The sequence below is a fragment of the Bradyrhizobium genomosp. III genome, from assembly GCF_000261705.1.
GTDB classification, from domain to species: Bacteria; Pseudomonadota; Alphaproteobacteria; order Rhizobiales; family Xanthobacteraceae; genus Bradyrhizobium; species Bradyrhizobium ottawaense.
In genome coordinates, this window is sequence record NZ_AJQF01000424.1 from 1 (window position 1) to 24,871 (window position 24,871).

The window sequence follows — 24,871 nt, forward strand, 5'->3', positions numbered from 1 at the left end:
TTGAACAGATCGGGCGTGAGGCTCTGGGCGGCCGCGGGCACGCTTGTGAGGGTCGTCAGCGCAAGACCCGGCATAAGGCACGGCAAAGCCGCGCGCAGGAACTGCGCGCGTTTGCTCCGGCCGGTGCCTGGAGACGACCCCACGATGTAACAACTCCAACGAAATCAAACACTTTCACGGTGGTCTCCGCCGGCTGGCGGGAACCATCGTTAATGGAGTTAAAACAATTATGGTTAATGACCGGTTGAGGGCTTAGGCGCGCTCGTCGCCTCCCCCGCCGCGGCGTGCTAATGAGGCGCCGACCGTGCGAATGCCCCCTTCTCCCTGGACCAGTACATGCCGAGTTCGAAACCGCTGATGACCACATCATCCGGCCCCATCCCCGACAGCGTCGAATCCGCGCTCCGCACGCTGGAGACGGAGAGCGGCGGCATCAACGCGCTCGCAGCCGCCCTGCGCGGCCCGCTCGGCGCGACATTCGCGAAAGCAGTCGACCTGATCCGCAACGCCAAGGGCCGCGTCATCGTCACCGGGCTCGGCAAGTCAGGCCATATGGGGCGCAAGATCGCCGCGACGCTGGCCTCGACCGGCACGCCGGCTTTCTTCGTGCACGCCGCCGAGGCCGGCCACGGCGACCTCGGCATGATCACCACCGACGACGTCATCATGGCGCTGTCCTGGTCCGGCGAGCAGCCGGAGATGAAGAACCTCGTGAACTATTCGGCGCGCTTTGCGATTCCCATGATCGCGGTGACGTCGAACGCGGCCTCCTCGCTGGGCCAGGCCGCCGACCTCGTGATCGAGCTGCCGAAGGCGCGCGAGGCCTGCCCGCACAATCTGGCGCCGACAACCTCGACCCTGATGCAGGCCGCGATCGGCGATGCCCTCGCGATCGCGCTGCTCGAAGGCCGCGGCTTCACCGCGCTGGAATTCGCGCATTTCCACCCCGGCGGCAAGCTGGGCGCGATGCTGAAATTCGTCCGCGACTACATGCGCACGGGCGCCGAGATCCCGGTCAAGCCCCTGGGCACCAAGATGTCGGAGGCCGTGGTCGAGATGTCGGCCAAGGGCCTCGGCTGCGTCTGCATCGTCAACGAAGCAACCGAGGTCGCGGGCATCATCACCGACGGCGATCTGCGCCGCCACATGCGCCCCGACCTGCTGACGGCGTCGGTCGACGAGATCATGACGAAGCAGCCGAAGACCGTGCCGCCGTCCATGCTCGCCACCGAAATGATCGAAGTGCTGAACACAAGCAAGATCACGACGCTGGTCGTGACCGAAGCCGGCAAGGTGGTGGGCATCGTGCATCTGCACGATCTGCTGCGGGCGGGCGTGGCGTAGGGCACGCGCTTTCTCTCCGCACCATCATTCCGGGGCGCGCCATTCGGCGCGAGCCCGGAATCCATTCATCTCCGAGCTCGCTGCCCAATGGATTCCGGGTTCACGCTTCGCGTGCCCCGGAATGACAGCTACACCGGAAACCGCGCCGCGTTCTCCTCCAGCGGCAGCCGCAGCCCGTTCGCCAGATACGATACCGTGCGGTAGAAGCCGCACAGCAGCATGATTTCCAGAATCTGCGCCTCGTCGTAATGCGCCGACAGCGCGGCAAACTCTTGATCGCTGAACGTCGCGCGGTGATGCAGCGCGTCGACCGCTGCGATCAGCGCCTGTTCGGCCGGCGACCAGCACGGTGACGTCGCATCGCCCTGCACTGTGGCACGCACCTCGTCTTCGGCGAGCTTCGCCGGCCCGGCGAAAACCGCGACATGCACGCCCCATTCATACTCGCATCTGTTCAGCGCACAGGTGCGGTCGATGACGATCTCGCGCTGGCGCAGCGAGAGCGGGCCGGGATCGAGCAGACCGCCGGCACGAAACTTGTCCCAGGCGCGGCGGTGGCCCGCCATCACCCGGAACAGGATCAGCGGCGGCGCGCCGCGCACGATACGTTCAAACTGTGCCTGGATCTCCGGGGGATAAGGCGGGGTGAGCGGGGCAATGCGCGGCGTGGATTGGGACATCGGCTGCCTCCCTTGCTACAATTATCATAACAATACGCTACACTATCTGTAGCATGCCGCAAGAGGGTGGCGATGGCAAAACAGGCGGCATCACGAAGCGTCCGCGGCTCGCGCACCGGCCGGCCGGTCATGGCGCTGCTGGACCTGCTCGGACGGCGCTGGAGCCTGCGAATATTGTGGGAGTTGCGCGGCGAGCCCCTCACCTCCCGCGCCCTGCGCACCGCCTGCGACGAGGCCTCGCCGACAGTGCTGCAAGCGCGCCTGACGGAGTTGCGCGAGGCGGGGTTCGTGGAGCTTGGCGAAGGCGGAGGTTATGGGCTGACGCCGCTCGGGCGGGAATTGTGCGAGACGTTCATGCCGCTGCACCGGTTTGCGGAGAGGTGGAAGGACTCTTCCCCTTCTCCCCGCTTGCGGGGAGAGGGTCGGGGTGAGGGGGAGCCTCCGCGCAAACGGTGAGAGACGGACTCGCGGAGAGTCCGCTCACCCGGATTGAATCTGCGATGCAATCCCGCCTCTCCCCGCAAGCGGGGAGAGGCGAAGAATCCTCACGCCGCGGCCACTGTCAGGTTCGCACCGTCCACCTGCACCACCTTCACCCGCGTCCCCGCCGGCGTATCCGGACCTGCGACGCGCCACACCGTGTCGCCGATGCGCACGGTGCCGCTGCCGTCGATAATCGGCTTCTCCAGCGTGAACTCGCGGCCGAGCAGTGCCTCGGTTCGCTTGTTGAGGAACGGGCTGGCGCTTGCATCCGGCTTCGGCCGCGCAAGGCGGCGCCATATCGGCACGGCGGCGGCGGCGAACACCGCGAACATCACGAGCTGGATCTGCCACGATAGGACGACGGTGAACGAGATCAGGCCGACGAGCAGCGCAGCTAAGCCGAGCCAGAACAGGAATATGCCCGGCGCCAGCACCTCCAGCGCCATCAGGATGAAGCCGAAGATCAGCCAGTTCCAGGTGCCGAGCGATACGAACATGTCGGTCATGACACGACCTTCCATCATGGTGCATGCCCCCGCCTGAAGGGACATGCGCCGGGGACTATCCCTGCCGCGGCGGCACCGCCGGCGGCGTGCTGCCGGTCGTCGGCACCGACCCACCACGGCGGGGGGGGGGGGCGGCGGACGCCGCGCTTTCGCCGAACGTTGCTTTCGCGATCTCGCCGATGCCGGCGAGCGAGCCCAGCATGGAGGTCGCTTCCATCGGCAGCATGATGATCTTCTGGTTCGGCGCGTCCGCGAACTGGCCGAACGCCTTGATATATTTGTCGGCGATGAAGTAGTTCAACGCGGCGACGTCCCCCTTGGAAATCGCATCGCTGACCATCTGCGTCGCCTTGGCCTCGGCCTCGGCGGACCGCTCGCGCGCTTCGGCATCGCGGAACGCGGCTTCCTTGCGGCCCTCGGCCTGGAGGATCTGCCCCTGCTTGGCGCCCTCGGCGCGCAGGATTTCCGACTGGCGCTGGCCTTCGGCGGCGAGAATGTCGGCGCGCTTGACGCGTTCGGCCTTCATCTGCCGGCCCATGGCCTCGACCAGATCGGCGGGCGGCACGATGTCCTTGATCTCGATGCGGTTGACCTTCAGGCCCCACGGCGAGACCGCGGCATCGACGACACGGAGCAGGCGCTCGTTGATCTCGTCGCGATGCGACAGCACCTGGTCGAGATCCATCGCACCCATCACCGAGCGGATGTTGGTCATGGTCAGGACCGTGATCGCCTGGGTCAGGTTGGAGACCTCGTAGCTCGCCTTGGCGGCGTCGAATACCTGGTAGAAGGCAACGCCGTCGACCGTCACGGTGGCGTTGTCCTTGGTGATGACCTCCTGCTCGGGGATGTCGATCACCTGCTCCATCATGTTGATCTTGCGCCCGACGCGATCGAAATAGGGCACGATCAGATTGAGCCCGGGGCTCAGCGTCTGGGTGTATTTGCCGAACCGCTCGATGGTCCAGTCATAGCCCTGCGGCACCGTCTTGACGCCGGCGACCAGCGTGACGATGACGAGCAAAACCAGAACAATCGCGAAAATGTCGAAACCGCTCATATTTCCTCCAAGGCAGAAAAGCCCTTTCCCGCGCTGTCATTGGTCGGGAGCGCAACCCTACCGGTTCAGCGGTCGCAATTCACGTCGGTATCGATCCAATTCTGCACAAGACATCCAAACGGGGAAGGATCAAGATATGTATTTGTAGCGGGCCCTTGAAAGCGTGCAGCGGAAACCCAGCGGCAAAAATTAACGAATCCGAAGGCGCGCATTGGACGACTTCATTCGATCACGTCATTCGCTAGGGCAATGAGGCCCGGGTGAAGTGTGACGCCACACTCCCTGGCGGCCCTGAGGTTGACCGCGAGCTCGAATTTGGTGGGGTTCTGCACTGGCAGGTCGGCTGGCCGCGCGCCCTTCAGAATGCGGTCGATATAGTCCGCGGCGCGGCGGAGCTGCTCGGCGCTGTCGGTGCTGTAGGACATCAGCCCGCCCTCCTCGACGAAGGTGCGGCTCCAGAACACCGCGGGCACGCGCGCCTGCGCGATCGCCGCCAGAAGACCGCCGCGGTTGGCCATGGTGAAGAAGTCCGGCAACACCAGCAACCCACCGTCTTTCCGCAAGCCCAGCGCCGCGATCGAGGCCGCGTCATGCACCGGCGCGGGCTCGACCGCCACCTGAAGGGTCCGTGCCGCGTCCTCGATCGTCCGCAGCATCAGCGGCGCGAACGGCGCGGTGGCGGGATTGTAGACGACGACAACGCGGGACACCTTTGGCGTGACCTGCGTCAGCATCTCCAGCCATTTGCCGGCCAGCGGGCCGTCGTAATCGGTGAAGCCGGTGACGTTGCCGCCGGGATGCGCGAGGTTTTCGACAAAGCCCTGGCTGACGGGATCGGTGACGACGGCGAACACGATCGGGATCGTCGTGGTGCGCTGGCGCAGCTCCTCGACCGAGGGCGTGCCGACCGCGAGCAGGACGTCGGGCCTGAGCGCGATCAGCTCGTCGGCAAGCTGCGCGATGCGGGCGCGGTCGCCGCCACCGCTGCGCCAGTCGATCTTGAGGTTGTCGCGCTCTTTCAGGCCATGTCCGGCGAGCGCCTTGACCAGGACCATGCTGCGGGTCTGGCCGATCGCATCATCGGCAGGCGTGACCGAGAGCACGCCAAGCCGACGTGCCGCGTTCGGCTGTTGCGCCAGGACCGGGACCGGCAGCGCCGCGATCATCCCAAGAAACGCCAGACACTCACGGCGGTTCATGGGACGCCCATCAGATCCAGCCCTGAAGCTCGCGCAGCACCAGGGTGCGGATCACGTCCATGCCCGGGTCACTGTCGTTGAGGCAGGGGATCGCGGAAAACTGCTCGCCGCCATTGTGCTTGAAAATCTCGGCGTTCTCCTGCGCGATCTCCTCCAGCGTCTCCAGGCAGTCCGCGGAAAAGCCCGGCGTCACCACCGCGAGGCGACGCACGCCGTCCTTCGCGAGCCGCTCCATGGTCTTGTCGGTGTAGGGCTGGAGCCACTCGGCATTGCCGAAGCGCGACTGGAAGGTCAGCAGCAGCTTCGTCTCGTCCATGCCGAGCCGGCGACGCAGCGCCTCGGTGGTGGCGATGCAGTGCTGCTGATAGGGATCGCCCTTGTCGACATAGGATTTCGGCATGCCATGGAACGACGCCACGATCAGCTCCGGCTTGAAGGACAGCGTTGCCAGATGCGTCTCGATCGAGACGGCAAGCGCCTCGATATAGGCCGCGTCCTCGTAATAAGGCGGCGTTACCCGCAGCGTCGGCTGGTTGCGCAAACGGGCGAGCACGCGGAACACTTCGTCGCAGACGGTCGCCGAGGTCGAGGCGGAATATTGCGGATAGAGCGGGACCGCCAGGATGCGCTCGCAGCCTTTCGCGATCAGTGCGTCGATGCCCGACTTGATCGAGGGATTGCCGTAGCGCATCGCCCAGTCCACCACGACGTGGGTCCGGTCCGACAGGGCGGCGGCCAGCTTGTCGCTCTGCGACCGCGTGATGGTCTTCAGCGGCGACTCGTTCTGCTCGGTGTTCCAGATCTTCTGGTAGTCGAGCGCCTTGGTACGGGGGCGGCTGCGCAGAATGATCCCGTTCAACACGAACTTCCAGACCAGGCCCTGATCCTCGATGACGCGGGCGTCCGAGAGGAACTCCTTCAGATACACCCGCACGCCCGGCGCATCGGCCGTGTCGGGCGTTCCGAGATTGATCAGGAGCACGCCAGCGCGCGGCAGGGCGGATTGGGCGGCCGGTCTCGCGGCCTCGATGGGGACGACACTGGTCATGGCCCTGTGGGTCGCGCGTTGGTCCGAACTTGTCAAGATGAGGCCGGTTTCGCTAGGGTCGCACCCAGGCGGGGGAGGCAAAGATGACACTCGCGGAATGGTGCGTCTTTGGAGCGCTGCTGCTCTATCTGTCGACGATCGGCTCGATCAAATGGATCAGGTTTCGCCGCTTCGACAATTCCCGGCCACGCGACCCCGCCTTCTACGAGGACGCGCTCTCGCAACGCGCGCTCGGCGCGCACCAGAACGGCATCGAGACCTTCCCGTTTTTCGCCTTCGCGGTGCTCCTCGCCGAATTCAGGGATTCGCCGCAGCGGCTGATCGACGAGCTCGCGGCCCTCTTCCTCATCGTCCGCCTCGCTTATGTGCTGACCTATCTCGGCAACCGCCCGACGCTGCGCTCGATCCTCTGGAGCATCGGCTTTGCGATCAATCTCGGGATCTTCTTCATGCCGGCGCTGAAGCGGTTTCTGCCGGTGTGAGGCGCCGTGTCCCCGGACGCGGTGCAGCGCTCTTGCGCTGCTCCGCAGATCCGGGATCCAGAAAGCTACGTCCTAATGCGCGGAGAGATGGGCCCCGGCTCTGCAGCGCACCGTCAAAGGGACGCTGCGCTGCGTCCGGGGCACGAGAACTCGGCCTAGAAACACGTCGTCCGCTCGGCCGCGATGTAGCCGAACAAGAGGCCAGCGCCGAACAGCAGCACGACGCCGGCGGCGGCGAATTCGATGCCGCGCATGAACAGCGCGCCGCCGCCGTCGCGCCCGGCACTGAGGCGGGCGCCGATGTCCTTGGCGGAGACGGCGACGACCGCGATGGCCGCAACCGTGATCGCGGTGCCCAATCCCATCAGGAAGGTCGCGGCGATGCCGGCCCAGAACAGGCCCTGGGCGAGCGCGAACACCAGCACCAGGATCGCGCCCGAGCAGGGGCGGATGCCGACGGTCAGGATCGCCGCAAAGCCGCGCCGCCAGCCACCGGGGCCGGCGAGCTCGCTCGGCGTGGGGCCGTGGGAATGGCCGCAATGTTCGTCATGAACGTGGTCATGCCCGTGGTGGGCCGGAGCGTGCGCATGACCATGATCGTGGTGATGGTGATCATGTCCGTGATCGTGATGATCGTGGGCATCATGATGATGGTGATGACCGTGATCATGATCGTGCGGCACGCCGGCGATCGCCGGCAGCGGCTGGGCCGCCTGCAGCGCCCGGATGAAAATGCGGCCCTTGACCCAGACGAGACGCAGCCCGAACAACGCGATCAGGGCGTAACTCGCGATCTCGATCGCCCCTTCCGCCTTGCACATGGTCTTGGCGGTCGCGTTCAGCACCCAGGCCGAGATGCCGACGATGAGGATCGCGACCAGCGACTGCATCAGCGCCGAGGCGAACGACAGCGCGATGCCGCGCCGCGCGGTCTCGTGGTTGGCGACGAGATAGGAGGCGATCACTGCCTTGCCATGGCCGGGGCCGGCGGCGTGGAAGATGCCGTAGGCAAACGAGATGAAGAGCAGTGTCCACACCGCCGAGCCGTCGGACTTGGCGGCGCGGATGGTCGCCGACATCTGCCGATAGAATTCCGACTGTTTGGCCAATAGCCAGCCGATGAGGCCGCCGGTCTCGGGCTGGGCCGCCTGCGCCGGCCGCGGCGCGCCAAAGGGGTTTTGCGCGAAGACATCGTGAAGCGCGGCATCGGCCACACCCACGACGAGGACAACGGCGGCGCAGACAAGAAGCCCGCGGGCAATCGGCGACTGAAGACGACCGATCAAGGACAATCCACCGTGATCTTGTTGGCGAACATCATGCCGAAATTCGAGTTCTCGCCGTTCATGAAGGTCTGCTCGTTGAGCTTCTGCGCGCTCGCGGTGCCGTCGCTCGGGCGTTCCAGCTTCATCTGGCAGCCGGCGGGCGCGCCGACCAGTTTCACCGGGCTTTCCTTGGCCATCTGGAAGTCGATGAAGAAGGAGCGGTCGAACACTTCGAGCACCAGCTGCTTGGACTTGACCGGGTTCTTCAGCGGCAGCGTGAAGTGCAGGGTCAGCACCGTATCCTTGTAGTCGAGGAAATAGTCGACCGGCTCCTGGAATCGCTCCTTCTTGCCGTCGGCTCGCGCAAAGGTGAAGTAAGCGTATTCCTTCAGCGACTCGACGTTGGTCTGCGCCAGCGGCCCGAGCTCCTCGCGCGTATAGGCGCCCTTGGTCTTGCTCTCGAGCCCCTGCACCGCATAGGCCGAGAACATGTCGTCGAAGGTCCAGGCGTGGCGAACGCCGGTGATCGAGCCGTCGGCGGCGTAGAGCAATTCGCTGGTCGCGGTGATCCAGACATGCGGATGCGCACGCGCCGTGCCCGCCGCGAGCGACAGGCCGGCGGCGAGCAGCAATCCGAACAAGGCGCGCATGCCCATCAGGCGGCCTTCGCGGCGTCGAGTAGGCCGCGCCGGCGGAGCAGCGCGTCGGGTTCCGGAGGACGGCCGCGGAAGGCCTCGTAGGCGGCTTCCGGATCCACCGATCCGCCCGAGGCGTAGATGTCGTCGTGCAGGCGCTTGGCGACGGCGGGATCGAAGATATCGCCGGCCTCCTCGAACGCGCCGAACGCGTCGGCGTCCATCACCTCCGACCACATGTAGCTGTAATAGCCGGCGGCATAATGATCGCCGGTGAAGATGTGACCGAACTGGGTCGGACGGTGGCGCAGCGCGATCTCCTCGGGCATGCCGATCTTCTCCAGCTCGCGTCTCTCGAAGGCGCGCACGTCGCTGGCCGCTTCGGCCGGCTGGGTGTGGAATTCGAGGTCGACCAGCGCGGAGGAGACGAACTCGACCGTGGCAAAGCCCTGGTTGAATTTTCGCGCGGCCAGGAACCGTTGCAGCAGTTCGTCCGGCAGCGGCTCGCCGGTCTGGAAGTGGCGGGCGAACTTCTGCAGCACCTCTGGCCGCTCCTGCCAGTGCTCGTAGAGCTGCGACGGGAGCTCGACGAAATCGGTGAACACGGAAGTGCCCGACAGCGACGGATAGGTCACGTTGGAGAGCATGCCGTGCAGGCCGTGGCCGAACTCGTGGAACAGGGTGCGGGCATCGTCGGGCGACAGCAGCGAAGGCTCGCCGCCGGCGCCCTTGGCAAAATTGCAGATATTGAGAACCAGCGGCGCAACATCGCCGTCGAGCTTCTGCTGGTCGCGCAGCGAGGTCATCCAGGCGCCGGAGCGCTTCGACGGCCGGGCGAAGTAGTCGCCATAGAACAGCGCCTTGTGCTTGCCATCGGGGCCCTTGACCTCCCAGACCCGGACGTCGGGGTGCCAGACCGGAACGTCCTTGCGCTCCTCGAAGGTAATGCCGAACAGGCGCGTGGCGCAGTCGAAGGCGGCGGCGACCATGTGGTCGAGCGAAAGATACGGCTTGATCGCGGCGTCGTCGAAATTGGCGCGCTGAAGGCGCAGCTTCTCGGCGTAGAAGCGCCAGTCCCAGGGGGCGAGCTTGAAATTGCCGCCCTCTTCCGTGATCAGCGCCTGCATGTCGTCGCGGTCGGCAAGCGCCCGGGCGCGGGCTGGCTTCCAGACCCGCTCCAAGAGGCTGCGCACCGCGTCAGGCGTCTTGGCCATGGAGTCCTCCAGCCGGTAAGCGGCGAAGGTCGGATAGCCCAGCAGCTTGGCGCTCTCTTCGCGCAGCTTGAGGACCTCGACGATGGTTCCGTTGTTGTCGTTGGCATTGCCGTTGTCGCCCCGTGCGGTGAAAGCCTTGTAGACCTTCTCGCGCAGATCACGCCGGGCGGAGCTTTTCAGGAACTGTTCGACCGAGGATCGCGACAGCGTGACGATGGCCTTGCCTTCCATGCCGCGCTCTTCTGCCGCAGCCTTGGCGCTGGCGACGAAGCTCTCCGGCAGGCCCTGGCGGTCGGCCTCCCCGAGCTCCATGACCCAGTCCTGCTCGTCGCCGAGCAGATGATGGCTGAAGCTGGTGCCGAGTTGGGCGAGCCGCTCGTTGATCTCAGCCATCCGCGTCTTGGCCTCCTCGGAGAGGCCGGCGCCGGCGCGGTGGAAGCGGGTGTAGGTCCGCTCCAAGAGGCGAAGCTGCTCCGGAGCCAGATCCAGATTGGCACGGTTCTCGTGGAGCTGGGCGATGCGGCCGAACAGCACGGCGTTCATCATGATCGGATTCCAGTGCCGCGCCATCCGCAGAGAGACCTCCTTGTCGATCTCCAGGATGGCCGGGTTGGAATGCGCCGAAACGAGGTCGTAGAATACGGCCGCCACCTTGCTCAGGAGCTTGCCCGAGCGCTCCAGCGCGGTGATGGTGTTGGCGAAGTCGGGCGCGGCCGGATCGTTGGTGATCGCCGCGATCTCGGCCGAGTGGTCGGCGAAGGCCTGTTCGAAGGCCGGCAGGAAATGCTCCGGCTTGATCTCGTCGAAGGGCGGGGTCGCAAACGGCGTCACCCAGGCCTTCAGCAGCGGGTTGGTCTCGGAGTCCGTAATTTGGCGGGGTTCTGACATCACAAGTCCCGATTTCGTGGCTCAATTGTTGCGGCCAGCTATAGCACGCGATGGGGCTTTTTTGGGCCATTTGCCCTTGCTCCCGGCCGCCTTTTCGGGGAGATTGCGGCCCTCGACAGACCACGGATCCCTGAGCTCATGAACGCGCCTTCCTCGTCTTCCCGTCAGATCGCTTGGCCAAGCGTCATCACCGTCATCAGCGCCGCCATCCTGATCGGCGCGGAGGTGTTCGGCGCGGCCTTCGCCGGCGGCTGGGCACTCGCGATCCTGTTCGGGCTCGGCGACCAGGGCACGCACATCCTGCAGGCCGTGCTGTTCGCGCTCGGTGTGCTCGTGATGACCGCGTTCATCCGCGCGGCCCAGCGTGTCGAGCCCTTCACGAAGCGCCGCTGACGCTTCGCGTGCGCGAGAGACGCGCGCACGAGGCTTCAAGACTTAACGCCCGTTCATCTTCCGCGGCGCTCGCGCAACACCGCGCAAGCAGATGTTAGGCAATTCTGTTCTCAGCCTAAAAAAATTCTTGCGAAGCAGAGTCAAAACGCTTATGTGCGCTCTTGCCCAATTTCGCACGTGCCTGTGGTCGTGTGTCAGTCGGTAGGTATCCGGACAAGAGGCCGGACAGCCGCCAAGGGGTGAAGAAGCCGAGGGGCTCTTCGGAAGTGCGGAAGTCAGAAGACTGAAGGTCGCAAGGCCTGAAGGTCGGACGAGGAAGCAAACCCGGAGCGTCCAGCATCTCTCTCAAAGAGATGCCTTGTCGAAGGTGACTTCGCTCTTTGCAACCGTGACTGGCAGCCGGAGGCGAACCGGCGCACCCCGCTCTCAACGGGGGACGCGACTTAAAGCAACGACGGATCGGGCTTTTTTGGTCTCTACCGGCAGTCCAACGCCGGCGCGGGCTACTGAAAAGGCTTGTCCTTCATTGCCAGGTGTGCGGGCGGGAAATTCCCAACCAATCCACGGCAGCACAGTCTGATTTGAGTCTTTGGCTCGTCACGCCTCCATCGCGTGATCTGGCCGGGGCGCTTATCCGACGACATTTTTTGAACGGATCCCCGTCGCTGGGCCGTTTGGGAGAGTGCTATGACCGAACGTATTCAGGAATTCCTGCGCAACCGCCGCAAGGATGGCCTCGACACCGAGCCGTGCCTCGTCGTCGACCTCGAGGTCGTGCGCGACAATTACCAGACGTTTGCCAAGGCGCTGCCTGACAGCCGCGTGTTCTACGCCGTCAAGGCGAACCCGGCGCCGGAAGTGCTCGCGCTGCTGGCGTCCATGGGCTCCTGCTTCGACACCGCCACGGTCGCCGAGATCGAGATGGCGCTGGCCGCGGGTGCAACCCCGGACCGCATCTCCTTCGGCAACACGATCAAGAAGGAGCGCGACATCGCGCGCGCCTTCGCGCTCGGCATCCGGCTTTTCGCCGTGGATTGCGCCGCCGAAGTCGAGAAGGTCGCCCGTGCCGCTCCCGGCGCGAAGGTGTTCTGCCGCATCCTCTATGACTGCGCCGGCGCCGAATGGCCGCTGTCGCGCAAGTTCGGCTGCGACCCGGAAATGGCCGTCGAGGTGCTCGACGTTGCCAAGCGCCTGGGCCTGGAGCCGTGCGGCATCTCGTTCCATGTCGGCTCGCAGCAGCGCAAGGTGAAGGCGTGGGACCGTGCGCTGGCGATGGCCTCGCAGGTGTTCCGCGACTGCGCCGAGCGCGGCATCAACCTGTCCATGGTCAACATGGGCGGCGGCTTTCCGACCAAGTATCTGAAGGACGTGCCGCCGGTCGTGACCTACGGCCGCTCGATCTTCCGCGCGCTGCGCAAGCACTTCGGCAACCAGATTCCGGAGACCATCATCGAGCCGGGCCGCGGCATGGTGGGCAACGCCGGCATCATCGAATCCGAGGTCGTGCTCATCTCGAAGAAGAGCGACGAGGACGAGGTGCGCTGGGTGTACCTGGACATCGGCAAGTTCGGCGGTCTCGCCGAGACGATGGACGAGTCGATCCGCTACGCCATCCGTACTGCCCATGACGGCGCGGACATGACGCCGTGCGTGCTCGCGGGTCCCACCTGCGACAGCGCCGACGTGCTGTACGAGAAGAACCCGTATCCGCTTCCCGTCACGCTGGAGATCGGCGACAAGGTGCTGATCGAAGGCACCGGGGCCTATACGTCGACCTACTCGTCGGTGGCGTTCAACGGCATCCCGCCGCTGAGGACGTACCACATCTGATCCGCCTCTTTCTCTGAGGCCTGACGAACCCGGGAGCCGGCTTGCCGGCTCCTCCCTGACATTTCGATCTGACGACGTCTTGGACAGGCGTGCTGCGCGCACGCCGGTTCAAGCGGGGACTGACGCGCCATGACCGCTTTTCGGAAGCCACAAATCGCCCTCACCTCGAAAGCCGCTCCGTTCGTGATCCGCGCGGAGCGTGCTGCCGACGTCGCGGTGCGTGAAGCGCTGCTCGATGCCTGCTTTGGCGAAAACCGCCACGGCCGCATCTGCCAGCGCCTGCGCGACGGACGCGCGCCTGCCGCAGGCCTTGCCCTGTCGGCGGTGCGCGAGGGCAAGCTCGTGGGAACCGTGCGGCTGTGGCACGTCAGCGCCGGAGGCAGGCCCGCTTTGGTCCTTGGACCGCTGGCGGTAGACCCTGCCTGCCGCGAGCTCGGGATCGGCGCCGCGCTGATGCATCAAGCGCTGGCCGCCGCCCGGGCGCGCGGGCATCAAGCCGTCATCCTGCTCGGCGATGCCCCCTATTATGCCCGCTTCGGCTTCTCGGGCGAGAAGACCGGCGCGCTGGCGCTGCCCGGCCCGTTCGAACGCGACCGGCTGCTCGCGATCGAATTCCAGGCGGGTGCGCTCGATGGCGCCGAGGGGATGATCGTTCCGACCGGCGCGCCCCTGTCCAAACGCAGGGTCCTTCGCGCCCTCCATGCGCACGCGGCCTGAGGGATTGCCATGATGGTGACGACCGAAGCCGCGTAAAGCGGCAACGCTCGGCTGCGCCGTCCTGACGCCTGTTCTTTCGGGGTTGCGCAGGCCCGAGAAACGCCCTTTAACCCCGCGAAACACGCCTTTCAGTCGAGGTCCGAAACATGTCCCGTCGCCTCATCTCCACCGGCTCTCCGCTCGAGAAGACCGTCGGCTACAGCCGCGCCGTGATCGACGGTGAGTTCGCCTTCGTCGCGGGAACCACGGGCTATGACTACACCACGATGACGATGCCGGCCGATGTCACGAGCCAGTCACGCAACTGCTTCAAGACCATCGAAGCTGCCCTGAAAGAGGGCGGATTCGCGATGGCCGATATCGTCCGTGCGACCTATTACGTCACCGACGCCAGCACCATCGATGCCCACTTCGCCGTCTGCGGCGAGGTTCTCGGTGACATCAGGCCGGCGGCGACGTTGCTGGTCGTCAGCGCACTCGCCAAGCCCGAGATGAAGGTCGAGATCGAAGTCACCGCCAAGCGCCGCAGCATCTGACAAGCGCCGCAGCGCCTGATCCACCCCTCACCATTTGTTTGCCAGCACGTTCCGGAGAAACCATCCCATGAGCCCCGCCTCGCAGATCTACGCGAAGATCACCGGTCCCATCGTCATGGTCGGCTTCGGCTCCATCGGCAAAGGCACGCTGCCGCTGATCGAGCGGCATCTCGATTACGACAAGTCGCGCGTCACCGTGATCGATCCCAAGGACGAGGGCCGCAGGGCGCATTGCGAGAAGCAGAATGTGCGCTTCATCCAGAAGGCCGTGACAAAAGACAATTATCGCGAATTGCTGACCCCGCTGCTCACCGAAGGCGGCGGCCAGGGCTTTTGCGTCAATCTCTCGGTCGATACCGGCTCCACCGACATCATGGAGCTCTGCAACGAGCTCGGCGCGCTCTACATCGACACCGTCAACGAGCCCTGGCTCGGCTTCTATTTCGATTCCTCGAAGGGCCCGGAAGCGCGCTCCAACTACGCCCTGCGCGAAGCCACGCTGGCCGCCAAGCGCGCGCGCCCGGCGGGATCGACGACGGCTGTCTCCTGCTGCGGCGCCAATCCCGGCATGGTCTCCTTTTTCGTCAAGCAGGCGCTGCTCAACGTCGCCGCCGATCTGAAGCTCAACGCTCCCAAGCCCAAGACCAAAGCCGAATGGGCGGATTTGATGCGGCAGGCCGGCATCAAGGGCATCCACATCGCCGAGCGCGACACCCAGCGCTCCAAGAAGCCGAAAGAGCCCGACGTCTTCGTCAACACCTGGTCGGTGGAAGGTTTCCTGTCGGAGGGCGTGCAGCCGTCCGAGCTCGGCTGGGGCACCCATGAAAAATGGATGCCCGAGAACGCGCGGACCCACGAAGCCGGCTGCGGCGCAGCGATCTATCTGATGCAGCCCGGCGCCAACACGCGCGTTCGCACCTGGTGCCCGACCCGCGGCGCGCAATATGGCTTCCTCGTCACCCACAACGAGTCGATCTCGATCGCCGATTACTTCACGGTGCGTGACGCCTCGGGCACGGCGGTCTATCGGCCGACCTGCCACTATGCCTATCATCCGGCCGACGATGCCGTGCTGTCGCTGCATGAAATGTTCGGCCGCGCCGCGAAGATGCAGGAGAAGCACCACATCCTCGACGAGAACGAGATCGTGGACGGCATCGACGAGCTCGGCGTGCTGCTGTTCGGCCACGACAACAATGCCTACTGGTACGGCTCGCAGCTCTCGATCGAGGAGACCCGCAAGCTCGCGCCCTACCAGAACGCCACCGGCCTGCAGGTGACCTCCGCCGTGCTCGGCGGCATGGTGTGGGCGCTGGAGAACCCGAACGAAGGCATCGTGGAAGCCGACGAGATGGATTTCGATCGCCTGCTGGAAATCCAGCTGCCCTATCTCGGCCCGGTCAAGGGTTTCTACACCGACTGGACGCCGCTGACGGATCGCCCGGGACTGTTCCCGGAAGACATCGACACCAGCGATCCCTGGCAGTTCCGGAATATTCTGGTGCGGTGAAACGGCGCCTCTCTCCGCCCGTCATTCCGGGGCGGGGCGTAGCGTCGAGCCCGGAATCCATCGGGCGGCAGTACATGCGGATCAATGGATTCCGGGCTCGCGCTATGCGCGCCCCGAAATGACGAAGAGACCTACTTCTTCTCGATCGGCGGCGCGATCTTCTCGGCCGGTGCCGGCGGCAGGGCCGGCTTGGTCGCCGCGCCTTGTGTCTGCGGCTCGGGGCGTGCAGGCTCGGGGGCCGGCGTGGTCGGCCGGTCGCCGCCGGGCTTGGCTTCCGCGGGCACCTTGCTCTGCTCGTCAGATGGGGTGCCCTGCAACGGCGGCGTTGCCTGCGCCAGCTGCAGCCGGCTCTCGGCGCGGATCTGCGCGATCGATATGCCTGATATCACGACACCTGCTGCGAACAGCGAACAGGCGATCACCAAGTCGAGTTTCAGTCTGCGCTTGTCATTGACTGTCATGTCGATCACCGCCTTTGTCCGCGGGATCAACGAAATGGCCCGACCAGGGTTCCGTTCCCGGCAAGGCGGAACTGCGCGCCTGCGCGCCAAAACGCCGCGCTTACTCCGTCGTGCTGACTTCCCAGGTCGCGTGGCGGATGCCCGGCAGATGCTGGAGATCGGTCGCAACGGTGTTCAACTCGTTCGGATCGACCGCGCTCGCGACCAGCTTCGCCACAATCTCCAGCATGTCCTCGCCGATCTCGACGACCTCGATACCCGCCACCGGATATTTCGCGGCTTCGAGCTTGTCGACGAGTCGGTCGCGCATCTCGGGCAAGGCGTCGGCCGCAACCGCGAGCTTGAAATAGTAGGTCGCCTCGGAGGCCTTCTCGTTCAGCGGGATGCGGTTGATGGCATTGACCAGCGGACGCAGCATGGTGTTGCCGGCGATGACGAACACAGTCAGCGCGGCCGCCTGCGCGATCATGTCGGCGCCGGCGCAGGAGCCGACCGCGGCCGAGGCCCACAGCGTCGCCGCGGTGTTGAGCCCGCGGACGTCCATGCCCTGCTTCATGATGACGCCGGCGCCCAAGAAGCCGATGCCGGAGACGACGTAGGAGATCACGCGCACCGCGCCGTCGGCGCCGGTCAGATGCATGGCGAGATCGACGAACGCGGCGGCGCCGACCGCGACCAGCACGTTGGTGCGCAGGCCCGCGGTGCGCTGGCGATATTGCCGCTCGGCGCCGATCAGCGTGCCCAGCACGAAGGCCGTGAACAGGCTGACCAGCGTGTCGGCAAAATCAGCAATCTGGAAGGTCGTTAGAAATCGCATCTATTCGCGCCGCCATTGAGGGTGCGGTAGGGTGGGCAAAGGCGCGCTCTTCGCGTGACGTGCCCACCACTATTGTTTCGCGGAGAGATCGTGGGCACGGCGCAAGGGCGCCTCTGCCCACCCTACGGCCGGAACCATGACGGATTAAAGCTCCAGCAAACCGCCGTCCCCATTTTCATCGGCGAAGGCGAGCAGCGTGCCCTTGGCGTTCCAGGCGATCGCGGCCACCGGCGGGGTGCCGTTGCGGCGGACCAGGATCTCCGCGCCGTCCTCCAGCCGCACCATCAGCACAGTGCCGTCGCTGTAGCCGGCGGCGAGGATGTCGTTCTTGGGGTGACAGGCGACCACGGAGACCCGCGCCTGCAGCGGCGCCAGCATCGCGGGCTCCTTGCCCATCGGGCCGTCCTTGCTGGCGAACGGCCACAGGATGATGGTGTCGGCACCCGAGGTCGCCAGCGCCTTGCCGCCCGCGCTCCAGGACATCGAGCGGACGCGGCCGGGATAGCCGGTCATGCGCATATGCCTGTTGTCGGCAAGCCGCCAGCCATGCAGCGCCGCCTCGTGCATCGTGGTGACCAGGAACTTGTTGTCCGGGCTGAAGGTGACGCCGAGATGCGAGCCGGCCCAGGGCAGGAATTCGGCCGATCCCGCCATGTTCGGAAACCACAGCGTCGCGCCGTTGTAATGGGCAATCGCGAGCCGCAGGCCCTTCGGCGCGAACGCAAGCCCGCCGACGGTCGAGGGCACCTCGAGCGACTTCTCCTCAGTCTTGCCGCTCTTGACGAACGCCGTCTTGCCGGCAGACCAGGCGTAGGAGCCGTCCGCATGCAGCGCCACCGCATCGATCCAGCGTCGCTTGGGATCGGTGGCGAGCAGCGTCACCTCGCCCTTGGCGTCGAGCGAGACGACCTTGCCGTCGTCGCCGCCCATGACGAGGCGCTTGCCGTCGGAGGCCGTCGAGAGAATGCCGCCGCCATGCACGGCGACCGTCGTGATTTCGCCTTGGGCGTCCACGAACGCGACGTTCTCTTCGCCGCCGACGAAGGCGGCGCGGGGGCCAAGGAAATGCACCGAGGTCACGCCCATGCCGAGCGTAACAGGCTTGACGCGATCGGTGACGGAGACGATCGAGGCGGAATCGGGGGCCGGCGTAAACTCTTTCATCACGAGACGATGCAGCTCTCAAAACCCTTGCGGATGGCCTCTTCCGGTAATTCGCGGCCGATGAAGACGAGGCGGCTCTCGCGCGGCTCGCCCTCCTTCCACTTCCGCTGATGGTCGCCCTCCAGCATCATGTGGACGCCCTGGAAGACGTAGCGGTCGTCGTCGTCGTGGAAGGCGAGGATGCCCTTGGAGCGCAGGATCTTGCCGCCCTCGACCTGCACCAAATTCTGGAGCCAGGGCATGAACACGTTCGGATCGAGCGGCTTGTCGGTCTTGAGCGACAGCGACTGCATGTCCTCGTCGTGATAGTGCTTCAGGCCGTGGCCGTGATCATGGTGGTGATGATCGTGGCCGTGATGGTGGTGATCATGGTCGTGGTCATGATCGTCGGCCTCCAGGAAATCCGGCTCGATATCGAGGATGCGGTCGAGATCGAAGGCGCCGCGGTCGAGCACGTCGGCCAGGGCCACCGAGCAGCGCTCGGTGCGGTGGAGTTTCGCATAGGGATTGATGCCGCGGATGCGGGCTTCGACCTCGGCAAGCTCGCCCTTGCTGACGAGATCGGTCTTGTTCAGCACGATGACGTCGGCAAAGGCGATCTGGTTCTTGGCCTCGGGCGCGTCCTTGAGCCGGTCGGACAGCCACTTGGCGTCGGCCACCGTGACGACGGCATCGAGGCGGGCGTTCTTCTGCACGTCCTCGTCGACGAAGAAAGTCTGCGCGACCGGCGCCGGATCGGCAAGGCCGGTGGTCTCGACGATGATGGCGTCGAACTTGCCCTTGCGCTTCATCAGGCCGTCCATGATGCGCACGAGGTCGCCGCGCACGGTGCAGCAGATGCAGCCATTGTTCATCTCGAACACTTCCTCATCGGCGCCGATGATGAGGTCGTTGTCGATGCCGATCTCGCCGAATTCGTTGACGATGACGGCGTATTTCTTGCCGTGGTTCTCGGACAGGATGCGGTTCAAGAGCGTGGTCTTGCCGGCACCGAGATAGCCGGTCAGGACGGTCACGGGGATTTTCTGGGAGGTCGCTTCAGACATAACAACTCCGGACATAGGGCTTTTTCGCGCGACGCGAGGCGGGGTGGCCCCTGCCCTAGTGGTCAAGCGCACTGGTCAGGGCCTTTATATTGTGCCTGACCATATCAATGTAAGTGGGTGCAGGCCCCTTTTCGCCGGTCAAACCGTCCGAAATCAGGGTCCCGCCGACTTTTGAGCCGGTCTCCGCCGCGATCCGCCGGATCAACCGGTCATCGCTGATATTTTCCAGGAACACGGCCGGTATTTTTTGGGCCTTGATCTGGCCGATGATGGCCGCGATGTCCCGGGCGCTCGGCTCGGTTTCGGTGGAGACCCCCAGGGGGGCGATGAACTGGATACCGTATTCGGCGGAAAAATAGCCGAAGGCGTCATGGGTGGAGATCACCTTGCGCCGCTCCGGCGGGATTTTCGCCACGGCCTCGCGGACCTCGCGGTCGAGCGTTTCGAGCTTTTCAAGATAGGCTTTTGCCTGGGCCCGGAAGAAGTCCGCATCATCCGGGGCGGCCGCGGCCAGCGCATTGGCGATGTCGGTTGCGTAGGCTTTGGCGTTGGGGACGGACTGCCAGGCATGGGGGTCTGCGGCCGAGCCGAGCTTCAGCGGCGTGATGCCGGCGCTCGCGGTGACGACCACTGCCTTGCTACCTGCAGACTGCACGAGCCGCGGCAGCCAGCCCTCCAGCCCGAGCCCATTGACGATGACGAGCCTTGCCTCCGCGACCCGCTTGGCATCGCTTGGCGCGGGCGTATAGACGTGGACGTCGCTATCGGGGCCGACCAGCGTCGTCACGTTGACCCGATCTCCCCCGACGTTACGGACGAAGTCGCCGAGGATCGAGAAGCTCGCGACGACGTTGAGCCGTTCCGCGGCGTGCAGCGGCGAGGCAGTCAGCAACAGCAGACAAAGCAGGATGAGCCGCATCGCCGTCACGCTTCCAGATGCCGGCCGGGAAACAGCTGCCGGACGATGCCGCCGACGCGGCCGAACAGCACGGAGACGATGTAGAGCACCGTCGCCACGAGAATGACCGCAGGGCCCGACGGCACGCGGGTCTGGAACGACAGCACGAGGCCGGCATAGCCGGAAGCCGCGGCGGCGATCACGGCGATGCAGATCATGACGGTGAGGTCGCGTGACCAGAACCGCGCGATGCCAGCCGGCAGGATCATCAGGCCGACCGCCAGCAACGTGCCGAGCGCCTGAAAGCCGTTGACGAGGTTGATCACGACCAGCGCAAGGAAGGCGAGATGCGCGGGACCGCCGGCGCGACTGACTGTCCGCAAGAACAAGGGATCGACGCTTTCGATCACCAGCGGCCGGTAGATCACCGCGAGCACGAGCAGCGTCACCGTGGCGTTGAAGGCGACCACCAGCAGGGTCTGGTCGTCCATCGCGAGGATGTTGCCGAACAGGACATGGAGCAGGTCGATATTGGTGCCCTTGATCGAGACGATGGTGACGCCGAGCGCAAGCGAGGCCAGGTAGAAGGTCGCGAGCGAGGCGTCCTCTTTCAGCCCGGTCGAGCGCGCGACGACTCCGGCGAGGATGGCGACGGCAAAGCCGGCGATGAGTCCGCCCGCCGTCATCGCGAACAAATTGAGGCCGGAGAGGAGGAAGCCCACCGCCGCGCCGGGAAGAATCGCATGCGCCATCGCATCGCCGACGAGGCTCATCCGCCGCAGCATCAGGAAGACGCCGATCGGCGCGCCGGCCAGCGACAATGCGATCACGGCGGCCAGCGCCCGCCGCATGAACTCGAATTCGGTGAAGGGACCGATCAGCGCGTCATAGAGCATCGGTGATCACGCCGCCCGCGAGTTGATGTCATCGGCCGCGCAGGCCGCGGCGGTGTCGTCAAAGGCCTCACACATCCGCATCGCCACCAGCAGGTTTTCCGGCGTCAGCACCTCCGCCGTCGGTCCCCACGCCACGGGGCCGCGCGCCAGCACCAGCGTCTCGCTGAAATGGTTGCGCACCATCTCCATGTCGTGCAGCGCGGCGAGCACGGTGCGGCCCTCGCCGTGCCAGTGCTTGACCAGCGCGAGCAGGTCGGCGGTGGTCTTGCTGTCGATGGCGTTGAAGGGCTCGTCGAGCACGATGAGCGAAGCGTCCTGCAGCAGCACGCGCGCAAACAGCACGCGCTGCATCTGGCCGCCCGAGAGCGTGCCGATCGGACGGTTCTCGAAACCGTTGAGGCCGACGGAGGCGATCGCGCGCAAGATCTTCCCGCGCGCGGCCTTGCCGATCCCGCCGAACAGGCCGGCGTTGCGCCACAGCCCGGTGCCGACGAAGTCGAACACCGAGATCGGGAAGCTGCGGTCGATCTCCGCGCTCTGCGGCAGATAGGCGATATCGCGAGAGTCGAGCCCGCCGAGATGGATGCTGCCGTCGAGCGGCCGGAGGATGCCGACGATGCCACGCAGCAGGGTCGACTTGCCCGCGCCATTCGGGCCGATCACGGCGACCAGCGCGCCACGCGCGACCTCGCCGTTGAGATGGTGCACCGCGGGATGCCGGTCATAGCCGAGCGTCACGTTGTGAAAGTGCAGCGCCGCCATCATCACCTCATCGCCAGGAAGACCACGCCCCAGAGCACGGCACAGACGGCGAGCGCGGCCCCGAGGCGCGCGGCCATGGTCATGCGCAGGATCGACCAGGGCGCGGCCTGGGCCGGATGCGGCGAGGCCGCGTCGTGGACATGGGCGTGGGTGTGGTCGTGCCCGTGCGAATGGCCATGAGCAGGCGAATGGTCATGGGAATGACCGTGAGCATGATCGTGATGATGGGCGTGGGACGTGGCGGGAACCATGCAGAGACGTTATATTATAACATTACCCCTGTCCACGACCGGGGTGTCAGGGCTTGCCGATCACCATCGCAATGGCAGCTGCCACGAATGGAAATGGCACCGACACGGCACAGCGGAACCAGACGAAGCGGGCGGGCATGAAGGGAATTTCCCACAAGATCACCCGCTGGAAGGCAAACAGGGCCCAGGCGACAACATAGGCCACCACCTGCGGCACACCGCCGCCCGACTTCAGCGCCACCGTGCCGATGGAGAAGCCGATCACGGGGCCGCCGGGGGTGGCGGCGCCGGCGACCACGGCGGTCGCAACTCCGAGCCAGCCGCTGTCCGGGCCGAGCCAGCCGGTGATCACCTCCTGCGGGATGATGGCGGCGATGTAGCCGGAGCCGATCACCCCGAGCGCGATCCGCGGCACGATGTTGATGAAGTCCATCGAGCCTTCGCGCAGCGAGGCCTTGAACACCGGAGGGCCGCGGCGAAACGCGATCAGGCCGACGCCGAACACCGAGCCCCACAACAGGATGTCGATGAAAAGCGCGGCGCTCATGCCGGGTCCTCGTCGCTTTCGCGCTTCCGATAGAGCCGGACATAGACGAAGCGGCCGAGGGCCCCTGCGAGCACCGGCAGCGGCAGCGAGATCAGAATCCGCCACAGCGTGAAGTCGGTGCCCATGATCGGGATTTCCCAGGCCACTGCCCGGCCATAGCCGATCAGGGTCCAGCTCACGACCATGGCGATGGTTGCGCCGAAATCGGCGCCGACCGCGAGCAGCGCACTCGCCACGGGATAGGCGGTGAAGGGACCGCCGGGCAGGATCGCGCCGAAGGCGGTGCCGATCAGAAGGCCCGTCAGGCCGGATTTCGGCCCGAGCGAGCGCGAGACCTTTTCATGCGGCAGGATCTCCGAGATGAAGGCCCCGAGCAGGCAGCCGGCGAGCACGCGCGGCAGGATGCCTGAGAACAGCGAGAGATCGTGGGTGAGAATATCGAGAACGCCGTCGGTGCCATCACGCCGCAAGACCAGCGCCGCGCTCACCGCGACCAGCGCGGCGATGATGATCGTCGACCAGCCGATCGGCTTGCGCACTCGCCCCGGCCGCGGCTCGGACTCGACGTCCTCGGCAGGCGCCGGGTCTTTCGGGGAAGGTTCTGACAACGGGCTCGGTTGGCTCGAGGGTGATGCCCGTCCTGATTAAGGGCGGCCTCCACACGATGCAAACAGTAGGATGACAGACCCGTGCGCGCGCCACGCAGGGCAATTCCGCACAGCAAAAAGGCGGCCGCGCGAGCGACCGCCCCTTGTCGTCCCGGGGCAGCGAAGCCGAACCCGGAATCTCGAGATCCCGGGTTCGATGCTGTGCATCGCCCCGGGATGACGGAGTAAAACTCAGGCCTTCTCGAACAGGGACTCGACGTATTCCCAGTTCACGAGGTTCTCGACGAACGCCTTGAGATAATCGGGGCGGCGATTGCGGTAGTCGATGTAGTAGGAGTGCTCCCAGACGTCGCAGCCGAGGATCGGGGTGGCGCCATGCACCAGCGGATTCTCGCCGTTCGGGGTCTTGGAGATCTCGAGCTTGCCGTTCTTGACCTGGAGCCAGCACCAGCCGGAGCCGAACTGGCCGACGCCGGCCGCCTGGAAGTCGGTCTTGAACTTCTCGAAGCCGCCGAGGTCCTCGTTGATCTTCTTCTCGATCTTGCCCGGCAGCTTGGTGCCGCCGCCATTGGGCTTCATCCAGCTCCAGAAGTGGATGTGGTTGTAGTGCTGGCCGGCATTGTTGAACACCGCGGGGTTCTTGCCGAACGAGCCCTTGACGATCTCTTCAAGGGACTTGCCTTCCCATTCGGTCCCCTTGAGCGCGTTGTTGCCGTTGGTGACGTAGGCCTGATGATGCTTGTCGTGGTGGAATTCCAGCGTCTCCTTCGACATGAACTGGCCGAGGGCGTCATAGGCGTAAGGGAGTGGGGGCAGCGTAAAGGTCATGGGATGTTGTCCGCGACTGATGGGGAACTGGCTTAACGGGGACTCTTATAGAAGGTTCCACCGCCGTTAAATACCGCCAATTTGCGAAAAGGCGCGATGCCACGGCTTGGCCGGATTGCACAACTTCGCCGCACCGAGGGACATCCAATCCGGGGCGGCCGTCCGCCGCAAAATATCATTGCCTTTGAACCGGTTATGACAGAACGAATGGACCGCGCAGCGTGTTGCGAGAGACAAAGCCATGAGCATCGAGATCGACATTTTGAACGGCGACGCCTCCTGGCCGATCGCGGAGCCGCTGCATCAGGCGGTCTGGGGACCGCACTTGGTCGCGGACAAGCCCTGGGCTCACATCAAATGGGCCAATGCGGACCTGCGCGTGCTGATCGAGACGCCCGAGGATGGCCTCGTCTGCCATGTCGGGATCTACTTCCGCACCGTCATCTGGAACGGACAGAAGGTCCATATCGGCGGAATCGGCGGGGTCTGCACCCGCGAGGACCGGCGCGGTCGCGGCTACGCGACCGTGGCGATCGACGCGGCCGTGCACACCATCAGGGCTAACGAAGCGGTCCGGTTCGCGCTGCTGTTTTGCGAGCCACACAATTTTTCGTTCTACGAGACCCGGAGCTGGCTGCCCTTCAAGGGCGAGGTCTATTGCGAACAGCCGGAGGGGCGGATCCGCTTCACCGAGATGGCGCCCTACGTCTTCAACATCGTCCGCGCGCCGACGCTGGGCACCATCGACCTATGCGGCCTGCCGTGGTGACCCCTGCGTGGCGTGAGGGCTGCCGCAGGGGCTC

At 65.4% G+C, this 24,871-nt stretch carries 29 protein-coding genes; 10 read left to right on the forward strand and 19 right to left on the reverse strand.

The features are described 5' to 3' along the window. Both IC66_RS48015 and IC66_RS0133710 read left to right on the forward strand, forming a co-directional pair. A partial coding sequence (locus tag IC66_RS48015) for a hypothetical protein (protein ID WP_210161486.1) occupies positions 1 to 248 on the forward strand: 248 nt, incomplete at its 5' end. An 88-nt stretch (positions 249 to 336) separates the two neighbouring features. Next, a complete protein-coding gene (locus tag IC66_RS0133710) occupies positions 337 to 1,344 on the forward strand; it encodes a KpsF/GutQ family sugar-phosphate isomerase (RefSeq protein WP_038950594.1) in 1,008 nt (335 codons plus the stop codon). Between the two features lie 128 nt (positions 1,345 to 1,472). Here the strand turns inward: IC66_RS0133710 and IC66_RS0133715 are convergent, their stop codons facing one another. Then, positions 1,473 to 2,024, reverse strand: coding sequence for a carboxymuconolactone decarboxylase family protein (locus IC66_RS0133715; protein WP_038950595.1), 552 nt, complete (start codon positions 2,022 to 2,024; stop codon positions 1,473 to 1,475). Positions 2,025 to 2,096: 72 nt separating this feature from the next. Between IC66_RS0133715 and IC66_RS0133720 the strand changes: the two genes are divergently transcribed. Beyond that, entirely contained in the window at positions 2,097 to 2,480 is a 384-nt protein-coding gene (locus tag IC66_RS0133720) for a winged helix-turn-helix transcriptional regulator (protein WP_049806707.1), read from the forward strand. A gap of 89 nt (positions 2,481 to 2,569) precedes the next feature. On the opposite strand, the gene IC66_RS0133725 is transcribed toward IC66_RS0133720, so the two are convergent. The 4 genes from IC66_RS0133725 to hemH all read right to left on the reverse strand — a co-directional run bounded on the left by IC66_RS0133725 (position 2,570) and on the right by hemH (position 6,320). After that, positions 2,570 to 3,013 carry an NfeD family protein gene (locus IC66_RS0133725; protein WP_028140000.1) on the reverse strand — a complete coding sequence of 148 codons (444 nt, stop codon included), beginning with the start codon at positions 3,011 to 3,013 and terminating at the stop codon, positions 2,570 to 2,572. 55 nt (positions 3,014 to 3,068) lie between these two features. Next, positions 3,069 to 4,073 carry an SPFH domain-containing protein gene (locus IC66_RS0133730; RefSeq protein WP_038950598.1) on the reverse strand — a complete coding sequence of 335 codons (1,005 nt, stop codon included), beginning with the start codon at positions 4,071 to 4,073 and terminating at the stop codon, positions 3,069 to 3,071. A gap of 221 nt (positions 4,074 to 4,294) precedes the next feature. Then, positions 4,295 to 5,272, reverse strand: a complete 978-nt coding sequence (locus IC66_RS0133735; RefSeq protein ID WP_038950599.1) for an ABC transporter substrate-binding protein — start codon at positions 5,270 to 5,272, stop codon at positions 4,295 to 4,297. 10 nt (positions 5,273 to 5,282) lie between these two features. After that, a complete protein-coding gene (gene hemH / locus IC66_RS0133740; protein ID WP_038950600.1) occupies positions 5,283 to 6,320 on the reverse strand; it encodes a ferrochelatase in 1,038 nt (345 codons plus the stop codon). Positions 6,321 to 6,403: 83 nt separating this feature from the next. Between hemH and IC66_RS0133745 the strand changes: the two genes are divergently transcribed. Further along, a complete protein-coding gene (locus tag IC66_RS0133745) occupies positions 6,404 to 6,802 on the forward strand; it encodes an MAPEG family protein (protein ID WP_018316180.1) in 399 nt (132 codons plus the stop codon). A gap of 155 nt (positions 6,803 to 6,957) precedes the next feature. Here IC66_RS0133745 and IC66_RS0133750 read toward each other — a convergent pair whose 3' ends face one another. From IC66_RS0133750 to IC66_RS0133760, 3 genes are read right to left on the reverse strand one after another with little or no spacing between them, the layout of a single operon-like run. Next, the gene (locus IC66_RS0133750; protein ID WP_085971862.1) at positions 6,958 to 8,094 is read right to left on the reverse strand and encodes a nickel/cobalt transporter; all 1,137 of its coding nucleotides are present in this window, start codon (positions 8,092 to 8,094) and stop codon (positions 6,958 to 6,960) included. Continuing rightward, the gene (locus tag IC66_RS0133755) at positions 8,085 to 8,723 is read right to left on the reverse strand and encodes a DUF1007 family protein (RefSeq protein ID WP_038950602.1); all 639 of its coding nucleotides are present in this window, start codon (positions 8,721 to 8,723) and stop codon (positions 8,085 to 8,087) included. The genes IC66_RS0133750 and IC66_RS0133755 overlap by 10 nt, the downstream gene beginning before the upstream one ends. Beyond that, complete coding sequence (locus tag IC66_RS0133760) at positions 8,723 to 10,804, reverse strand: M3 family metallopeptidase (RefSeq protein ID WP_028139994.1); 2,082 nt, start codon at positions 10,802 to 10,804, stop codon at positions 8,723 to 8,725. Before IC66_RS0133760 ends, IC66_RS0133755 begins: the two co-directional genes overlap by 1 nt. 138 nt (positions 10,805 to 10,942) lie before the next feature. Here IC66_RS0133760 and IC66_RS0133765 point away from each other — a divergent pair, with 138 nt between their 5' ends. The 5 genes from IC66_RS0133765 (at position 10,943) to IC66_RS0133785 (ending at position 15,790) form a co-directional block, all read left to right on the forward strand. Continuing rightward, positions 10,943 to 11,197: a hypothetical protein gene (locus IC66_RS0133765; RefSeq protein WP_018316184.1), complete on the forward strand. Its 255-nt coding sequence runs from the start codon at positions 10,943 to 10,945 to the stop codon at positions 11,195 to 11,197. A gap of 687 nt (positions 11,198 to 11,884) precedes the next feature. After that, the gene (locus tag IC66_RS0133770; protein WP_028139993.1) at positions 11,885 to 13,027 is read left to right on the forward strand and encodes a type III PLP-dependent enzyme; all 1,143 of its coding nucleotides are present in this window, start codon (positions 11,885 to 11,887) and stop codon (positions 13,025 to 13,027) included. A gap of 129 nt (positions 13,028 to 13,156) precedes the next feature. After that, positions 13,157 to 13,744, forward strand: coding sequence for a GNAT family N-acetyltransferase (locus IC66_RS0133775; RefSeq protein ID WP_038950603.1), 588 nt, complete (start codon positions 13,157 to 13,159; stop codon positions 13,742 to 13,744). A 146-nt stretch (positions 13,745 to 13,890) separates the two neighbouring features. Next, positions 13,891 to 14,280: a RidA family protein gene (locus IC66_RS0133780; RefSeq protein WP_038950604.1), complete on the forward strand. Its 390-nt coding sequence runs from the start codon at positions 13,891 to 13,893 to the stop codon at positions 14,278 to 14,280. 67 nt (positions 14,281 to 14,347) lie between these two features. Further along, positions 14,348 to 15,790 carry a homospermidine synthase gene (locus tag IC66_RS0133785; protein ID WP_038950606.1) on the forward strand — a complete coding sequence of 481 codons (1,443 nt, stop codon included), beginning with the start codon at positions 14,348 to 14,350 and terminating at the stop codon, positions 15,788 to 15,790. 131 nt (positions 15,791 to 15,921) lie between these two features. On the opposite strand, the gene IC66_RS46610 is transcribed toward IC66_RS0133785, so the two are convergent. The 11 genes from IC66_RS46610 to IC66_RS0133840 form a co-directional block, all read right to left on the reverse strand. Then, complete coding sequence (locus tag IC66_RS46610) at positions 15,922 to 16,251, reverse strand: hypothetical protein (protein ID WP_038950607.1); 330 nt, start codon at positions 16,249 to 16,251, stop codon at positions 15,922 to 15,924. A gap of 100 nt (positions 16,252 to 16,351) precedes the next feature. After that, on the reverse strand, positions 16,352 to 17,068 hold the full coding sequence (locus IC66_RS0133795) for an MgtC/SapB family protein (protein WP_038950608.1): 717 nt from the start codon (positions 17,066 to 17,068) through the stop codon (positions 16,352 to 16,354). A gap of 144 nt (positions 17,069 to 17,212) precedes the next feature. Then, positions 17,213 to 18,232 carry a WD40 repeat domain-containing protein gene (locus IC66_RS0133800; RefSeq protein ID WP_038950609.1) on the reverse strand — a complete coding sequence of 340 codons (1,020 nt, stop codon included), beginning with the start codon at positions 18,230 to 18,232 and terminating at the stop codon, positions 17,213 to 17,215. Beyond that, a complete protein-coding gene (locus IC66_RS0133805) occupies positions 18,232 to 19,278 on the reverse strand; it encodes a CobW family GTP-binding protein (RefSeq protein WP_018316192.1) in 1,047 nt (348 codons plus the stop codon). Before IC66_RS0133805 ends, IC66_RS0133800 begins: the two co-directional genes overlap by 1 nt. Before the next feature lie 55 nt (positions 19,279 to 19,333). Continuing rightward, the gene (locus tag IC66_RS0133810; RefSeq protein WP_038950610.1) at positions 19,334 to 20,197 is read right to left on the reverse strand and encodes a metal ABC transporter solute-binding protein, Zn/Mn family; all 864 of its coding nucleotides are present in this window, start codon (positions 20,195 to 20,197) and stop codon (positions 19,334 to 19,336) included. Positions 20,198 to 20,202: 5 nt separating this feature from the next. After that, positions 20,203 to 21,072, reverse strand: a complete 870-nt coding sequence (locus IC66_RS0133815) for a metal ABC transporter permease (RefSeq protein WP_038950611.1) — start codon at positions 21,070 to 21,072, stop codon at positions 20,203 to 20,205. A gap of 6 nt (positions 21,073 to 21,078) precedes the next feature. After that, positions 21,079 to 21,834 carry a metal ABC transporter ATP-binding protein gene (locus IC66_RS0133820; protein WP_028139984.1) on the reverse strand — a complete coding sequence of 252 codons (756 nt, stop codon included), beginning with the start codon at positions 21,832 to 21,834 and terminating at the stop codon, positions 21,079 to 21,081. Between the two features lie 2 nt (positions 21,835 to 21,836). Then, complete coding sequence (locus IC66_RS0133825) at positions 21,837 to 22,085, reverse strand: hypothetical protein (protein ID WP_038950612.1); 249 nt, start codon at positions 22,083 to 22,085, stop codon at positions 21,837 to 21,839. Positions 22,086 to 22,131: 46 nt separating this feature from the next. Then, a complete protein-coding gene (locus IC66_RS0133830; RefSeq protein WP_018316197.1) occupies positions 22,132 to 22,632 on the reverse strand; it encodes a hypothetical protein in 501 nt (166 codons plus the stop codon). Next, complete coding sequence (locus IC66_RS0133835; RefSeq protein ID WP_038950613.1) at positions 22,629 to 23,240, reverse strand: permease; 612 nt, start codon at positions 23,238 to 23,240, stop codon at positions 22,629 to 22,631. Before IC66_RS0133835 ends, IC66_RS0133830 begins: the two co-directional genes overlap by 4 nt. Positions 23,241 to 23,471: 231 nt before the next feature. After that, positions 23,472 to 24,068 carry a superoxide dismutase gene (locus IC66_RS0133840; protein WP_028139981.1) on the reverse strand — a complete coding sequence of 199 codons (597 nt, stop codon included), beginning with the start codon at positions 24,066 to 24,068 and terminating at the stop codon, positions 23,472 to 23,474. A gap of 241 nt (positions 24,069 to 24,309) precedes the next feature. Between IC66_RS0133840 and IC66_RS0133845 the strand changes: the two genes are divergently transcribed. Further along, positions 24,310 to 24,837, forward strand: a complete 528-nt coding sequence (locus tag IC66_RS0133845; protein ID WP_038950614.1) for a GNAT family N-acetyltransferase — start codon at positions 24,310 to 24,312, stop codon at positions 24,835 to 24,837. Positions 24,838 to 24,871 lie beyond the last annotated feature (34 nt).

Excerpts from the sequence above, each read along its gene's own strand:
- IC66_RS0133710 (WP_038950594.1), top strand. The coding sequence starts at position 337 with ATGCCGAGTTCGAAACCGCTGATGACCACATCATCCGGCCCCATCCCC.
- IC66_RS0133715 (WP_038950595.1), bottom strand. The coding sequence starts at position 2,024 with ATGTCCCAATCCACGCCGCGCATTGCCCCGCTCACCCCGCCTTATCCC.
- IC66_RS0133720 (WP_049806707.1), top strand. The coding sequence starts at position 2,097 with ATGGCAAAACAGGCGGCATCACGAAGCGTCCGCGGCTCGCGCACCGGC.
- IC66_RS0133725 (WP_028140000.1), bottom strand. The coding sequence starts at position 3,013 with ATGACCGACATGTTCGTATCGCTCGGCACCTGGAACTGGCTGATCTTC.
- IC66_RS0133730 (WP_038950598.1), bottom strand. The coding sequence starts at position 4,073 with ATGAGCGGTTTCGACATTTTCGCGATTGTTCTGGTTTTGCTCGTCATC.
- IC66_RS0133735 (WP_038950599.1), bottom strand. The coding sequence starts at position 5,272 with ATGAACCGCCGTGAGTGTCTGGCGTTTCTTGGGATGATCGCGGCGCTG.
- hemH (WP_038950600.1), bottom strand. The coding sequence starts at position 6,320 with ATGACCAGTGTCGTCCCCATCGAGGCCGCGAGACCGGCCGCCCAATCC.
- IC66_RS0133745 (WP_018316180.1), top strand. The coding sequence starts at position 6,404 with ATGACACTCGCGGAATGGTGCGTCTTTGGAGCGCTGCTGCTCTATCTG.
- IC66_RS0133755 (WP_038950602.1), bottom strand. The coding sequence starts at position 8,723 with ATGGGCATGCGCGCCTTGTTCGGATTGCTGCTCGCCGCCGGCCTGTCG.
- IC66_RS0133760 (WP_028139994.1), bottom strand. The coding sequence starts at position 10,804 with ATGTCAGAACCCCGCCAAATTACGGACTCCGAGACCAACCCGCTGCTG.
- IC66_RS0133765 (WP_018316184.1), top strand. The coding sequence starts at position 10,943 with ATGAACGCGCCTTCCTCGTCTTCCCGTCAGATCGCTTGGCCAAGCGTC.
- IC66_RS0133770 (WP_028139993.1), top strand. The coding sequence starts at position 11,885 with ATGACCGAACGTATTCAGGAATTCCTGCGCAACCGCCGCAAGGATGGC.
- IC66_RS0133775 (WP_038950603.1), top strand. The coding sequence starts at position 13,157 with ATGACCGCTTTTCGGAAGCCACAAATCGCCCTCACCTCGAAAGCCGCT.
- IC66_RS0133780 (WP_038950604.1), top strand. The coding sequence starts at position 13,891 with ATGTCCCGTCGCCTCATCTCCACCGGCTCTCCGCTCGAGAAGACCGTC.
- IC66_RS0133785 (WP_038950606.1), top strand. The coding sequence starts at position 14,348 with ATGAGCCCCGCCTCGCAGATCTACGCGAAGATCACCGGTCCCATCGTC.
- IC66_RS46610 (WP_038950607.1), bottom strand. The coding sequence starts at position 16,251 with ATGACAGTCAATGACAAGCGCAGACTGAAACTCGACTTGGTGATCGCC.
- IC66_RS0133795 (WP_038950608.1), bottom strand. The coding sequence starts at position 17,068 with ATGCGATTTCTAACGACCTTCCAGATTGCTGATTTTGCCGACACGCTG.
- IC66_RS0133800 (WP_038950609.1), bottom strand. The coding sequence starts at position 18,232 with ATGAAAGAGTTTACGCCGGCCCCCGATTCCGCCTCGATCGTCTCCGTC.
- IC66_RS0133805 (WP_018316192.1), bottom strand. The coding sequence starts at position 19,278 with ATGTCTGAAGCGACCTCCCAGAAAATCCCCGTGACCGTCCTGACCGGC.
- IC66_RS0133810 (WP_038950610.1), bottom strand. The coding sequence starts at position 20,197 with ATGCGGCTCATCCTGCTTTGTCTGCTGTTGCTGACTGCCTCGCCGCTG.
- IC66_RS0133815 (WP_038950611.1), bottom strand. The coding sequence starts at position 21,072 with ATGCTCTATGACGCGCTGATCGGTCCCTTCACCGAATTCGAGTTCATG.
- IC66_RS0133820 (WP_028139984.1), bottom strand. The coding sequence starts at position 21,834 with ATGGCGGCGCTGCACTTTCACAACGTGACGCTCGGCTATGACCGGCAT.
- IC66_RS0133825 (WP_038950612.1), bottom strand. The coding sequence starts at position 22,085 with ATGGTTCCCGCCACGTCCCACGCCCATCATCACGATCATGCTCACGGT.
- IC66_RS0133830 (WP_018316197.1), bottom strand. The coding sequence starts at position 22,632 with ATGAGCGCCGCGCTTTTCATCGACATCCTGTTGTGGGGCTCGGTGTTC.
- IC66_RS0133840 (WP_028139981.1), bottom strand. The coding sequence starts at position 24,068 with ATGACCTTTACGCTGCCCCCACTCCCTTACGCCTATGACGCCCTCGGC.
- IC66_RS0133845 (WP_038950614.1), top strand. The coding sequence starts at position 24,310 with ATGAGCATCGAGATCGACATTTTGAACGGCGACGCCTCCTGGCCGATC.